Here is a 13213-nt window from a genome sequence, read left to right as displayed (position 1 = left end):
CTTGCTCAGTGCAAGAGCCAGGCAGAAACAATAATTCGGGGGTTCAAGGATAGCCGTTCTTACTGTAGGATGAACCGCTCTGTGTTCAATTATGCGAGTCGATTGGACTAAAACCACTCTTGGGCTGCCATTGTTTTCCTTGCCTTTCCAACGGAACCGGCAATCGTGGCAGCAGTCCGAAAAGCGGAACCTGTGTTTGATTGGCAGGTTACATTCCGCCTAGAACTATTCCTGGAGGAAACCAAACCGGTGCTGAACTGGCTGGAATTTCCCGTAACAAGCGCAAGTCCATGGTTGGAGCTGGGGGGGGCGTGCGCGCTGGCGACGCTGCTCGGACTGCTCCTCCATTCGCTATTGCACCGTCTGGCCTGCCGCCTGGCGAGTGGTTTCGTGGTGATCAGTAGCCTCGTTACCTACGCCCGGCATCCCATGCAACTGCTCCTGCCGCTGCTCTTTGTCCATGTCGTGGTCGGCGGCGCCCCGGATTCACTTTTCCTGATCAATCCGCTGCGCCATCTGCTCAATATCGTGCTGATCGCCAACCTGACCTTCCTCTGCCTCCGTCTGGTCAAAGCGGTGGCCGAGGCCGTCATCAGCATGCACCCAGCCGATGTCGCCGACAATCTGCGAGCGCGCAGCGTGCATACGCAGAGCCGGGTCTTTTCGCGCGTCGTCATGACGCTGGTTGGTCTGATCGGCATCGCTTCGATCCTCATGACCTTTCCCGGCGTTCGTCAGATCGGGGCCAGTCTGCTTGCCTCGGCCGGCGTCGCCGGACTGGTTGCCGGTATTGCTGCCCGGCCGGTATTGGGCAACCTGATTGCCGGCCTGCAGATCGCCTTGACCCAGCCGATACGGATCGACGATGTGCTAATCGTCAAAGGTGAGTGGGGACGGGTCGAGGAAATCACTGGTAGCTACGTCGTGGTGCGCATCTGGGACGACCGCCGCCTGATCGTGCCACTCGAATGGTTCATCCAGAATCCATTCGAGAACTGGACGCGAGCCGCATCGCAAATCACCGGGTCGGTCTTTCTCTGGGTTGACTACGCCATGCCCCTTGAACCGCTGCGCCGGGAGCTTGAACGCATCTGCCACGCCGCCCCGGAGTGGGATGGCCGTGTCTGCGGCCTGCAGGTGACCGAGTCCGGCGAACGGGCGATGCAACTTCGCATTCTGGTCAGCGCCGGCGATGCCGGCAAAGCCTGGGATTTGCGCTGTCGGGTTCGCGAGGGGCTGGTGTACTTCATCCAGCAGAAATTTACCGGCTATCTGCCGCAGTTACGGGCTTCGGTCGACAACATCCCGGCAGCATCCGACCTCCGGCCGGAGGCTGCTCGATGACCAAGCTGGCGCCGGCAACCCTCCTGGCGGCCGACATCGGCGGCACCTTCGGGCGCTTCTGCCTGACGCAAGCGGGTCGCCCGATCGGCGAAGTGCTCACGTTGCAACGGCAGAGCGCCAGCGACCTGGCGGCGCTCTGTACCCTGGCCTTGCATGACTTCGCACAGCCCGTCTCGGGGGCAGTGCTCGCCATTGCCGCCCCCTTGAGCGCCGGCCATGCCCGGATGACCAACGCCAGTTGGGAGGTCGATGAGGAACAACTGGCCCTGGCCCTTGGCCTTGATGGCCTGCTCCTGATCAACGATTTCGCTGCCCTTGCCTGGTCGCTGACGGTACTGGAGCCGGCCGACGTACTGGCTGTTCCTGCCGTCTCCGGGCGCGTCGCTAGCGATGCACAGGAGGTATCCGACCAGGCGCCACGTGTCGTTTTCGGACCGGGAACCGGACTCGGGGTAGCGGCGCTGGTCTATCACGACGGTCGCCCCCAACCCATCGTCAGCGAGGGCGGTCATATCGGCTTTGCCCCAGCCGACGAATTCGAGCAGCGCGTGCTTGAATTCGCCCAAACCCGCTTTGCCCGGGTTTCATGGGAGCGCATCCTGTCCGGCCCTGGTCTGGAACTCATCGATGAAGTCAGTCGGCAGCAACTTGGCGTACCGGGCCCGAGTCGTTCCGCCGCACAAATAGCAGCCGCCGCTCAGGCAGGGAATTGCCCGGCGGCAGCACACAGTATCGCTTGTTTCGGCGGCCTGCTTGGCAGTTTTGGTGGCGATCTGGCGCTGATGTTCAGGGCGAGCGGCGGCGTTGTGATCGGCGGAGGCATCGCGCTGCGTATAGCCTCGCTTATGTCTCTCGCCCACCTACGCCAGCGCTTTGCCCAAAAGGGGCGCTTCTCAGGCTGGCTGGAAAGTCTGCCGCTGTCCATCCTGCGTAGCCCGAATGCGGCGCTGCTTGGGGCCGCGCGTGCCTACGCCGAACATTTCCCGGAATCCGAAACCAGCGCTCATCTTGACGCAGGGAGGCGACAGCGGGCGACCGGAAATTGATTTTGTATTGAGCAACCAAAGGAGCAATAAATGAGCACGACATTCTGGAACTACCAGGTCACCAGCGCTGGTTACGGTATTGGCGTTGCCGGCAGATGGCGAGAGTGACCCGATGCGTTTATCTCTCCGCTTCGTCTTGCCTCTGATTCTGGTTCTGGCCGGAATTGCCTATGCTGTCGCACCGCTAGTCGACAAATTGACTCTTAGCTGGTTTATTCGCGATCTCGAAATTCGTTCCTCGCTGATCGCCAACGCCATCGAGGTTCCCCTGCAGGAGCAGCTCGCGGCAGGCAAAAAAGCCAAAGTCAGTGAGTTTTTCAATCACATTACCCAGGATGAGCGCCTGTTTGCCATCGGCTACTGCACGTCTAAGCAAGGAAAGCCGCTGGCCAGCCGTTCACTGCCGACTGAAATCGATTGCGCCGACCTCGATCGCCTTGAAGGGCCAGGCGAACACTTGTTACCGAGCCCGCGTGGCCCTCTGCATGTGGCTGTAAAACCGGTGGCCAGCGAGTTGGCGCCGGACGGTCGTCTGGTTCTGGTGCACGACATGAGCTTCGTAACTCGCCGCAGCGAGGAAACCAAGCGCTACGTTTTCTATTTCTTCATGGGATTGGCTGCGCTGATTTCCCTGGTCACGGTGGTCATTGCCCAAATGGCCTGGCGGGGCTGGATGACCGGGATGCGTTCGCTGCTACGCGGCGAGGGGCTGCTGCGCGAGCCGTCGGTTGCGGCTGGCCCGGAACGCCCGGAATTCAAGCCGATTGCCCGCGACCTGCAGCTCCTGATCCGCGAACTGGAAGCCGAGACCCGGGCTCGCGACGAGAGTCAGATCACCTGGACGGCGGATGCCTTGCGCGCCATTCTGCATGGCGAATTGCGCGGCGAGGATGTGCTTGTCGTTTCAAATCGGGAACCCTACATCCACCAGCGGCGTGGCGATCAAATCGAAGTACAGCGCCCGGCCAGCGGCGTGGTGACGGCGCTCGAGCCGATCATGCGTGCCTGTTCGGGAACCTGGATTGCCCATGGCAGCGGCTCCGCCGATCGCGAGGTGGTCGACAAGAATGACCGGGTTACCGTGCCGCCGGACAACCCGGCTTACCAGATCCGTCGTATCTGGTTGAGTGAGGAAGAAGAAGCCGGCTATTACTACGGCTTTGCCAACGAAGGACTCTGGCCGCTTTGCCACATTGCCCATGTCCGGCCAACCTTTCGCTCAGCCGACTGGGCGCAATACGAGAGAGTAAACCGTAAGTTTGCCGAAGCCGTGGTCGCCGAAGCGAAAACCAACGCGCCCATCGTCCTTGTCCAGGACTACCACCTGGCCCTCTTGCCACGAATGATCCGCGAGAAATTTCCGGACGCTACCATCATCACCTTCTGGCACATTCCCTGGCCAAATCCCGAGTCTTTCGCCATCTGTCCATGGCGCGACGAAGTGGTGACCGGGCTGCTCGGCAGCAGTATCGTCGGCTTTCATACCCAGTCGCACTGCAATAACTTTGTCGATACGGTCGATCGTTTTCTTGAAGCGCGGGTAGACCGGGAAGCCTTTACCGTTACGCTGGGCGGCAAGCTGACCGCCGTATGCCGCTACCCGATTTCCATTGCCTGGCCGCCAGAGCCGGAAATGCTGGCGAAGGGCGTGGCGGATTGCCGGACGTACATTCGCCGCCTGAACGCCCTGCCGGCCGAGCACAAGTTCGGCATCGGTGTTGATCGCCTCGACTACACCAAGGGTATCGTCGAGCGTTTTCGCGCCATTGAACGTCTGCTGGAACTGAATCCGGACTGGATCGGGCGCTTTACCTTTATCCAGATCGCCGCGCCAACCCGCTCCGGGATCGACGAGTATCAGCACCACGAGGCAGAGGTGCGCGCCACCGCGATGCGCATCAACAGCAGATTCGAGCATAAGGGAGTATTGCCCATCCTGCTCAAGGTCGAACACCACGAACCTATCCAGGTGTACGAATATTTCCGCGCCGCCGACCTGTGTTTTGTCAGCAGTCTGCACGACGGCATGAACCTGGTGGCCAAGGAATTCGTCGCTGCCCGTGACGATGAGCACGGCGTGCTGATTCTCTCGGAATTCACCGGTGCCGCCCGGGAACTGTCGGAGGCCCTGATCGTCAATCCTTATGATGCCGACCAGTGCGCCGCCGCCCTGCATCTTGCGCTGAGCATGCCGCTCGCCGAGCAGCGTGACCGCATGCGCCTGATGCGCGGCCTGGTTGCCGAATTCAATGTTTTCCGCTGGGCCGGGCGCATGCTGCTCGATGCAGCAGCCATGCGTCGCCGCAGTCGTCTGGCCAACAAATCGGAGAGTGGACGTCCATGACGAAGTCACGCAAACGCAATCCGCCGATGCCGGAAGCAGGTTGGGCTTTTTTCCTTGACGTCGATGGGACGCTCATCGATATCGCCGAGACGCCGGACGCTGTTCTTGTCGACAAGCAATTGCTCGACTTGATCGCCCAGTTGCATCGGGCCAGCGGCGGGGCGCTGGCCCTGGTCAGCGGGCGGACCATCTCCGACCTTGAAGGACTGCTCGGCATGTCGCGCCTGCCAATGGCCGGGCTGCACGGCCTTGAGCGACGGGATGTGGCCGGACGCTTGTGGATACACGCCGCACCACCGGATGCCAAGTCCGCCATCAAGGCAGCGCTGTTGCCGCTCCAGGAGCGCCACCCGGGTCTGTTGCTCGAAGACAAGGGGCTGACGCTGGCCTTGCACTACCGACTGGCCCCGACGCTGGCCGCCTATGTTCATCGCCTGATGCGCCAACTCGCGGCAACGGCCGGCGACGGGCTCGAAGTGCAATGCGGCAAAAGGGTCGTCGAGATCAAACCGGCCGGCATCGACAAGGGCTCGGCGGTCAGCGAATACCTCAACGAACCGCCTTTTTGCCAACGGCGACCGGTCTTCATTGGCGACGATCTCAATGACGAACATGGCTTTGCCGAGGTCAATCGTCTCGATGGCATTTCGATCAAGGTCGGTCCGGGCAAGAGTTGCGCCCGCTATCGTCTGGCCGATGTCGCTGCCGTCCGCAACTGGCTGGGCGAAGCCCTGAAAGGCTGTCATGAGTAGCCTGGACCTGGCCCTGATCGGCAACTGCACCATCGGCGCCCTGATCGACGAACAGGCAAAACTCGTCTGGGGCTGCTTTCCCCGATTCGATGGCGACCCGGTTTTCTGTGCGTTGCTCAAGGAGTACGAGGAAGATGGCTTCTTTGCCATCGAACTGGCCGATTACCAGCGTTCCGAACAGCACTATCAGGAAAATACGGCCATCCTGTTGACGCGCCTCTACGACGAGCATGGCGGTGCCGTCGAAATTACCGATTTCGCGCCGCGCTTCGGCCAGTTTGGCCGGATGTTCCGACCGATGATGCTGGTCCGCCGGGTCGTCCGCCTGAGCGGCAGTCCGCGCCTGACCGTGCGGCTGCGCCCGACCCATGCCGACGGGGCGAGCAAGCCGGAGTTGACCTGGGGCAGCAACCACATCCGCTATGTCGCGCCGACCCTGACCCTGCGCCTGACCACCGATGCCTCGCTGACTGCCGTCATGCAGGAAACTGCGTTTTTTCTGGAGGACAGCATCACTCTGTTGCTCGGTGCCGATGAAACGGTGCACGAAGGCGCAGCCGAGATCGGTCGCCGCTTCCTGCACGAGACGGCGCAATACTGGTACGAATGGGTGCGTTCACTGGGCATTCCTTTTGAATGGCAGGACGTGGTGATCCGCTCAGCCATCACGCTCAAGCTCAATGCTTATGACGATACCGGCGCCATCGTTGCCGCCTTGACGACTTCCATTCCCGAGTCGGCCGACAGCGGGCGAAATTGGGATTACCGTTATTGTTGGTTGCGCGACGGCTATTTTGTCGTCAATGCGCTCAACCGTCTTGGTGCGACGCGAACCATGGAACGCTATCTCGCCTACATCGTCAATATCGCTGCCCATGCCGCCGGCGGGCCATTGCAGCCGGTATTTGGCATCGATGGGCGGAGCGAACTGGGCGAGCGTGAGGTTCCGTCCTTGTCAGGTTATCGCGGCATGGGCCCGGTGCGCATCGGCAATCTCGCATATCGTCAGGTCCAGCACGACGTCTACGGCTCGGCCATCCTCGCCGCCACGCACATTTTCTTCGACCAGCGCCTGACCCGCCGGGGCGACGAAGCGCTCTTCCGGCGCCTCGAGTTTCTTGGGGACCAGGCCAGACAGTGCTACGACCAGCCCGACGCCGGACTCTGGGAGTTGCGCGGCAGTGCCCGCGTCCATACGTTTTCAGCGGTGATGTGCTGGGCCGCCTGTGATCGCCTGGCGCTCATCGCCACCAAGCTCGAACTGGCCGAGCGTGTTACCTACTGGCGCGATCAGGCCAACTTGATCCACGAAACGATCAGCCTGCGTGCCTGGAACAAGGCGCGTTCGAGCTTCGTCTCGACCTTCGAGGGCGAGGCCATGGATGCCAGTCTGTTGCTGCTCGCCGAGGTCGGCTTTCTCGACCCGGCCGACGCGCGTTTTGCGACAACGGTGGCGGCCGTCGAAAAGGACTTGCGACGTGGCGATTTCATTTTTCGCTATGTCGAAAAGGACGATTTCGGGGAACCGGAAAACGCCTTCCTGGTGTGCGCCTTCTGGTACGTCAACGCCCTGGCGACGCTGGGCAGGCGCGATGAGGCGCGGGTATTGTTCGAGAAACTCCTGGCCTGTCGGAACAAACATGGCTTGTTGGCCGAACACATCGATCTGCGGACCGGCGAGCAGTGGGGCAACTTTGTGCAAACTTACAGCATGGTCGGGCTGATCAATGCGGCGATCCGGCTGTCCGTACGCTGGGATCAGGCGTTTTAGGCATGCCGGGAAAGCAAGCTGTCTCCGCAGAGCATTTTATTTTTGGCCAAAATTTCCGGTCGACCGTGGGAATCGTCGGCTAGCCGCTCAGCGCAGCAAACCCTTCAGGGCATAGAGGGCATCGAGCGCTTCGCGCGGCGTCAATGCGTCCGGGTCGATGGCGGCGAGGTGGTCGAGGGCCGGATGCGGTTCTGGTTCGGCTGGCTCGGGCGCTTCCGGCGAAAAATCCTGGGCGAAAAGGTCAGGTTGCAGCGGATCGACCGTGGCGCGTTGTTCGAATTCCCGGAGCTGCTTGCGGGCGGCGCGGACGACGGCGGTCGGGATGCCGGCCAGTGCGGCGACCTGAATCCCGTAGCTCTGGTTGGCCGGGCCTTCTTCAACCGCGTGCATGAAGACGATGCGGTCGTTGTGCTCGACGGCGCCGAGATGGACGTTGGCCAGTTCGGTGTATTCGTGCGATAGCCGGGTCATCTCGAAGTAGTGGGTGGCGAACAGCGTCAGGCAGCGGTTCTTGTCGATCAGGTGGCGCAGGATGGCAAAGGCCAGGGCCATGCCGTCGAAGGTCGAGGTGCCGCGGCCGATTTCGTCCATCAGGACGAGGCTGTTGGCCGTGGCGTGGTGCAGGATGGCGGCGGCTTCGGTCATTTCCACCATGAAGGTCGACCGGCCGGAAGCCAGATCGTCAGAGGCGCCGATGCGGGTGAAGATGCGGTCGAGCGGGCCGAGCACGCAGCGGTCGGCCGGCGTGTAGCAGCCGATGTGGGCGAGCAGGGCGATCAGCGCGACCTGCCGCATGTAGGTTGATTTACCGCCCATGTTCGGGCCGGTGATGAGCAGCAGACGGCGGTTTTCGGCGAGCAGGCAGTCGTTGGCGATGAAAGTTTCGGCATTGTTGGCCAGTTCGCCCTCGACCACCGGATGGCGGCCGCCTTCCACGGTCAACCCGATTTCTGCGGCAAATTCGGGCTTGCACCAGTTGCGCTTGAGCGCGGTTTCGGCAAAGCCGGCCAGCAGGTCCAGGTGGGCGACGGCGCGGGCGATGATTTGCAGGGTCGGAATGACCGGTTGCAGTTCGTCGAGAATGGCCTCGTAGAGCAGCTTCTCGCGGGCTAGCGCACGTTCCTGGGCCGACAGCGCCTTGTCCTCGAAAGCCTTGAGTTCCGGCGTGATGTAGCGCTCGGCGTTCTTCAGCGTTTGCCGGCGGCGGTAGTCTTCCGGGATTTTCTCGGTATTGGCGTGCGTGACTTCGATGTAGAAGCCATGCACCTTGTTGTACTCGACCTTGAGGCTGCTGATGCCGGTGCGCTCGCGTTCGCGGGCTTCCATATCGACGAGATAGGCGCCGCAGTTGTCGTTGAGCGAGCGGTATTCGTCGAGATCGGTATCGAAACCCGGGGCGATGACGCCGCCGTCGCGAATCTGCGCGGCCGGCTCGGCACCGATGGAGCGGATGAGCAGATCCAGCGTGGCGAATGGTGTGTCGAGATCGCCAAACAGCTGCCCAACCAGCGGCGAGACAGCGCCGGCCAGCGGGGCGCGCAGGCCATTGAGGCGGGCCAGCGATTCGCGCAGGCTGGCCAGATCGCGCGGCCGGGCGTTGCGCAGGGCGATCCGCCCGGCGATGCGTTCAATGTCGGCGATGCCGCGCAGGCCACGACGGATTTCGCCGGCGATGCGGCCATAGTCGTCGAGCAGGAACTCGACGGCGCCATGGCGAGCAGCGGGCAGATCGCGCTCGCGCAGCGGGTGGTGCAGCGTGTGACGGAGCAGGCGTGAACCCATGCTGGTCACGCAGTTGTCGAGCAAGGAAAACAACGTCGGCGACGGCTGGCCGCGCAGGGTTTCGGTCAACTCCAGGTTGCGCCGCGTGGCCAGATCGAGGCCGAGGTAGGCGCCTTCGATTTCCACGGTCAAGCCGCGCAAATGGGTTAATTTCCCGGCCTGCGTCGCCTGCGCGTACTGGAGCAGGGCGCCGGCCGCGGCGATGGCGGGTTTCAGCCCTTCGGCGCCGAAACCGGCGAGCGAAGCGACTTCGAACTGATCGCAGAGCAGGCGGCGGGCCGAGTCGAATTCAAAATACCAGTCCGGCTGCCGGGTGCGGGCGACGTCGAGGCCGAAATTGGGCGTCCAGCTTTCCGGGTAAAGGATTTCGGCTGGGCGGATGCGTTCCAGTGCTGCCGGAATCTGCTCGGCAGGGACTTCGAGCAGCACGAATTCGCCGCTGGCCAGATTGAGCCGGGCCAGACCGGCGGTGTTGCGCAGCGTGGTCACTGCCAGCAGCCAGATGTCCTGCTTGTCGTCGATCAGCGCCGCATCGGTCAGCGTGCCGGGGGTTACGATGCGCGCCACGGCGCGTTCGACCGGCCCCTTGCTGGTCGCCGGATCGCCAATCTGTTCGCAAATCACCGCGGATTCGCCGAGCTTTACCAGGCGGGCGAGGTAGGGTTCGAGAGAATGGAAGGGGATGCCGCACATCTTGATCGGCACGCCAGCCGACTGGCCGCGCGTGGTCAGCGTGATGTCGAGCAGGCGCGCCGCTTTTTCCGCATCCTCATGAAAAAGTTCGTAGAAATCGCCCATCCGGTAGAACAGCAAGGTGTTCGGGTGGCTGGCCTTGAGCGCCAGATATTGGCGCATCATCGGCGTGTGTTTCGAGAGGTCGGGCGCGGCGTCTTTAACCATGGGATTTATTGTTCTATGCGAGCGAGGACGGGGCTACTGTCGGATTTCGCGGATATTTTCCGGTCCACCGTAGGATTGGCCGGTGCTACGGAATGGATTGATGTCCAGGCCGCCGCGACGGGTGTAGCGGGCATGCACGGCCAGCGCTTCGGGCGCGCAATGCTTCTGGATGTCAGTGAATATCCGCTCGACGCACTGTTCGTGGAATTCGTTGTGATTGCGGAATGAAACGATGTAGCGCAGCAGCCCGGCGCGGTCTATCGGCTGGCCGCGGTAGCGGATGACAACCATCGCCCAGTCCGGCTGGCCGGTGACCAGACAGTTCGATTTGAGCAGGTGGGAAAACAGCGTTTCTTCGACGATGTTACCGGATTGCGTGGTGAGCAGTTCAGGGGCAGGCTGGTAGCGGTCGCAGGCAATATCGAGGTTGTCGAGGCAGGTGCCTTCCGGGATGCCGATTATGCCTTGCGGGCGGTCGGCAAGCGGTTCGAGCGCGACGCCGATCGGCTTGCCGGCGGCGGCCGAGAGGTCGCGCTCCAGCGTCTGCGCGACGGTTTCAGCATCGGCGAAAGTGCTCTGGTTGAAGGAGTTCAGGTAGAGCTTGAAGGACTTCGATTCGATCAGGTTCGGGCTGTCGGCCGGCACGCGGAAGGTGCCGACGGCAACGACCGGTTTGCCCTTCGGGTTGAGCCACGACAGTTCATAGGCATTCCACAAATCCTCGCCGACAAAGGGCAGGGCGCCATCGGCAATGCCGAGTTCGCTGCGCTTGAGCTGGCGCGGAATGGGGTAGAGCAACTCGGGTGCGTAGTGGCTCTGGTATTCCGTGGCCTTGCCCAGGGGCGAGGCGCTGCTCGGGTCGGTGGCGTTGATCGGAGAATTCATGGGGGCTGATTTTACCGCAAGGCCTCAGGGCATCTGCAGTTCGATCAGATGTGGGCCGCCGGCGGCGAGCGCCGCGCGCAGCGCCTTTTTGAAAGCATCAATCGAGTCGGTACGGCCAAAGCCAAGGCCGAAAGTCAGCGCCGCATGTTCGAAGCTGATGTGTTGCGGGGTACGCCAGCCGCGCTCGAATTCAGGTAGTTGGTGCTGGGGCAGATGATCGAAAATGCCGCCCCCGGCGTTGTTGATCACAACAATCACGGCATTTCGACCCTCGGCCAGCGCCAGTCCGCCAAGGTCATGCTGGGTGGTCAGGTCGCCGAGCAGGGCAACGACATTGCCATGGACCGCAGCAATCCCCATGGCTGTCGAGATATTGCCATCGATACCGCTGGCACCGCGGTTACCGTAAAAGTGGATGGCTTTTTCGCCACTGCCTGACAGGCTGTCCAGTTGGCGAATGGCCAGCGAATTGCCGATGAAGAACGGCGTAGCATCCGGAATTTCTTCGAGCATGGCAGCAATGTGGCACGCATCAGCCCCTTTCGCTGCGGCGCCCTCCTGCTCGGCAAAGTCCTGTCGCCAGCCGCTGGGGGCGGCGACGAGCGATTCCGCCAGCAGTGCGGTGCAGACATCAGCCGGCTCGGCGCGGAACAGATGGGTCAACCGATGTGCGGGGTCACTCCAGCGTGGCCATGGCTCGACCACTGCGTGGGTCTGCCGGATTCCGCTGACGTAGTTTTGCAGGTTTCGGGTGACCGGGAAGGCGCCGAAACGCAACACCCATTCCGGCTGATGCTTTTCGACAAAGGTTCGATCCGCCAGCCAGTGGTTGTAACGAACGCACAGATGCGATCGATCATGATCCCCGTAACGCAGTCCGGACAACGGTTCGGCGAGGATCGGGGCTTTGAGCCGCTCGGCCAGGGCGGCGATGGCTTTTCTGTCCTCACGACGTGCCGGCGCTTCACCGAAGACAATGATGCCGGGACGTCCGCTGATGCGGTTGGCGAAGTCGCGAATGTCCTCCTGAACTGGCGGCAGCGCCGGGTGGGCAACGCGGATCGCTTCCGGAATTTTGGCCTCAGCAGTCTCCGTCAAAGGAAGCAGCGGCTCACGGAACGGCTGGTTGATATGGACAGGGCCGGGGTGAGGCCAAGTCGCCTGCTTGTAGGCGCGAGCGGCGAGGCGGTGCAGGTAGGCGGGGGCAAATCCATCATGCGGAGTGCCAAGGGCGTGGCTGGCGCGGACATGCGAGCCAAAAAGCCCGATTTGGTCGATCGTCTGATTGGCGCCACAGCCCTGCAGCTCCGGCGGACGATCAGCCGAGATCAGGAGCAGTGGAACGCCGGACTGGCCAGCCTCGATCACGGCCGGTAGCCAGTTGGCCGGCGCCGTTCCCGAGGTGGCTAGTACCAGCACAGGCCTCCGGCTGGCCTTGGCAATGCCGAGCGCGAAAAAAGCTGCGCTTCGCTCGTCGACCGCAACATGGCAGCGCAGCCGGGGCTGGCGCAACATGGCCAGGGCCAGCGGCGTCGAGCGCGAGCCGGGGGAGATGACGGCATCGCAGACGCCAGCCGCGACAAAGCCGGCGACCATGGCCTGGGACCAGCAGAAGTTGAGCGTACCGGTATCGGTCATCGTTTCCGTAGCACGGCTGAAAACGTCAAATTGTAGTCGTAGCCGGGCACCCGGAACCATAGCCCCGTGCTATTATTCGCCGCTCGTTGCAGCCCGCCAAAACCGGGCGCCATGATGCGGAGTGGTAGTTCAGTTGGTTAGAATACCGGCCTGTCACGCCGGGGGTCGCGGGTTCGAGTCCCGTCCACTCCGCCAACTACCGTCAAGCCCGAAAGCTACTGCTTTTCGGGCTTTTCTGTTTGCAGGTAGTCTTCCCTAGGGTAACACCGGGTTCCCTGTCTTTTCCCACAGGCATAAGCTATGACCGAATAATACAAATAAGCCAAGGTATTCGGTAATGTCTGAGAGCGGCAGTAATCGTAAGGGTGGCGACTTCTGCAATCTGGAGTATTTGCTGGTTAATCTGGGGCGTAACCAGGCGGCTGCAGAACGACTGGTTCTCATTTTTCTTGAAAATGCCCCGGCCTTATGTCGGCGACTGGACGATGCAGCACAACAGGGCGATCTGCAGGCACTGAGAGATGTGCTACACGATATTCGCAGCAGTTGCGTCCTGTTTTCCGGGAACCAGTGCCTGGATCAGGCTCGCGAGATCGAACAACTGGTTCGCCAATACCTTCTCGAAGCCCCGAATGGCAATTTCGCCCCCGTAGCTGACTGGCCGTCGATGTCGGCCCCGTTGAGTCTTTGCTTACAGTGTATGGCAGCAGAATTGGCTGGCTATCTGGTTGAAAGGGAAGGCTGAGTCGCT

General features: G+C 61.9%; 9 protein-coding genes and 1 tRNA gene. 7 read left to right on the top strand and 3 right to left on the bottom strand.

Annotation, left to right across the window (positions count from 1 at the left end; genetic code table 11):
• The first annotated feature begins 249 nt into the window (after positions 1-249).
• From AC07TV_RS13175 to AC07TV_RS13155, 5 genes are all read left to right on the top strand, one after another.
• Entirely contained in the window at positions 250-1344 is a 1095-nt protein-coding gene (locus tag AC07TV_RS13175) for a mechanosensitive ion channel family protein (protein WP_494648816.1), read from the top strand.
• The gene (locus AC07TV_RS13170; protein ID WP_494648815.1) at positions 1341-2390 is read left to right on the top strand and encodes a glucokinase; all 1050 of its coding nucleotides are present in this window, start codon (positions 1341-1343) and stop codon (positions 2388-2390) included. The genes AC07TV_RS13175 and AC07TV_RS13170 overlap by 4 nt, the downstream gene beginning before the upstream one ends.
• 112 nt (positions 2391-2502) lie before the next feature.
• On the top strand, positions 2503-4734 hold the full coding sequence (locus AC07TV_RS13165) for an alpha,alpha-trehalose-phosphate synthase (UDP-forming) (protein ID WP_494648814.1): 2232 nt from the start codon (positions 2503-2505) through the stop codon (positions 4732-4734).
• Positions 4731-5486, top strand: a complete 756-nt coding sequence (gene otsB / locus AC07TV_RS13160) for a trehalose-phosphatase (RefSeq protein WP_494648813.1) — start codon at positions 4731-4733, stop codon at positions 5484-5486. The genes AC07TV_RS13165 and otsB overlap by 4 nt, the downstream gene beginning before the upstream one ends.
• Positions 5479-7257 (top strand): glycoside hydrolase family 15 protein, encoded by a 1779-nt coding sequence (locus AC07TV_RS13155; protein ID WP_494648812.1) that lies wholly within the window; start codon positions 5479-5481, stop codon positions 7255-7257. The genes otsB and AC07TV_RS13155 overlap by 8 nt, the downstream gene beginning before the upstream one ends.
• 87 nt (positions 7258-7344) lie before the next feature.
• Here AC07TV_RS13155 and mutS read toward each other — a convergent pair whose 3' ends face one another.
• The 3 genes from mutS to menD are packed head-to-tail and all read right to left on the bottom strand — an operon-like array spanning position 7345 to position 12462.
• Positions 7345-9939: a DNA mismatch repair protein MutS gene (gene mutS, locus AC07TV_RS13150; RefSeq protein WP_494648811.1), complete on the bottom strand. Its 2595-nt coding sequence runs from the start codon at positions 9937-9939 to the stop codon at positions 7345-7347.
• Between the two features lie 33 nt (positions 9940-9972).
• Positions 9973-10824: an NADPH-dependent 7-cyano-7-deazaguanine reductase QueF gene (gene queF, locus AC07TV_RS13145; protein WP_494648810.1), complete on the bottom strand. Its 852-nt coding sequence runs from the start codon at positions 10822-10824 to the stop codon at positions 9973-9975.
• A gap of 24 nt (positions 10825-10848) precedes the next feature.
• Positions 10849-12462 (bottom strand): 2-succinyl-5-enolpyruvyl-6-hydroxy-3-cyclohexene-1-carboxylic-acid synthase, encoded by a 1614-nt coding sequence (gene menD, locus AC07TV_RS13140; RefSeq protein WP_494648809.1) that lies wholly within the window; start codon positions 12460-12462, stop codon positions 10849-10851.
• Positions 12463-12580: 118 nt separating this feature from the next.
• Between menD and AC07TV_RS13135 the strand changes: the two genes are divergently transcribed.
• Both AC07TV_RS13135 and AC07TV_RS13130 read left to right on the top strand, forming a co-directional pair.
• Positions 12581-12657: transfer RNA gene (locus AC07TV_RS13135), tRNA-Asp, on the top strand.
• A 142-nt stretch (positions 12658-12799) separates the two neighbouring features.
• On the top strand, positions 12800-13207 hold the full coding sequence (locus AC07TV_RS13130; protein WP_494648808.1) for an Hpt domain-containing protein: 408 nt from the start codon (positions 12800-12802) through the stop codon (positions 13205-13207).
• Positions 13208-13213: the final 6 nt, after the last annotated feature.

This window comes from Azonexus sp. GW821-FHT04F04, assembly GCF_059420025.1.
This window is presented reverse-complemented; position numbering and strand designations above follow the sequence as displayed.

Excerpts from the sequence above, each read along its gene's own strand:
- AC07TV_RS13170 (WP_494648815.1), top strand. The coding sequence starts at position 1,341 with ATGACCAAGCTGGCGCCGGCAACCCTCCTGGCGGCCGACATCGGCGGC.
- AC07TV_RS13165 (WP_494648814.1), top strand. The coding sequence starts at position 2,503 with ATGCGTTTATCTCTCCGCTTCGTCTTGCCTCTGATTCTGGTTCTGGCC.
- otsB (WP_494648813.1), top strand. The coding sequence starts at position 4,731 with ATGACGAAGTCACGCAAACGCAATCCGCCGATGCCGGAAGCAGGTTGG.
- AC07TV_RS13155 (WP_494648812.1), top strand. The coding sequence starts at position 5,479 with ATGAGTAGCCTGGACCTGGCCCTGATCGGCAACTGCACCATCGGCGCC.
- mutS (WP_494648811.1), bottom strand. The coding sequence starts at position 9,939 with ATGGTTAAAGACGCCGCGCCCGACCTCTCGAAACACACGCCGATGATG.
- queF (WP_494648810.1), bottom strand. The coding sequence starts at position 10,824 with ATGAATTCTCCGATCAACGCCACCGACCCGAGCAGCGCCTCGCCCCTG.
- menD (WP_494648809.1), bottom strand. The coding sequence starts at position 12,462 with ATGACCGATACCGGTACGCTCAACTTCTGCTGGTCCCAGGCCATGGTC.
- AC07TV_RS13130 (WP_494648808.1), top strand. The coding sequence starts at position 12,800 with ATGTCTGAGAGCGGCAGTAATCGTAAGGGTGGCGACTTCTGCAATCTG.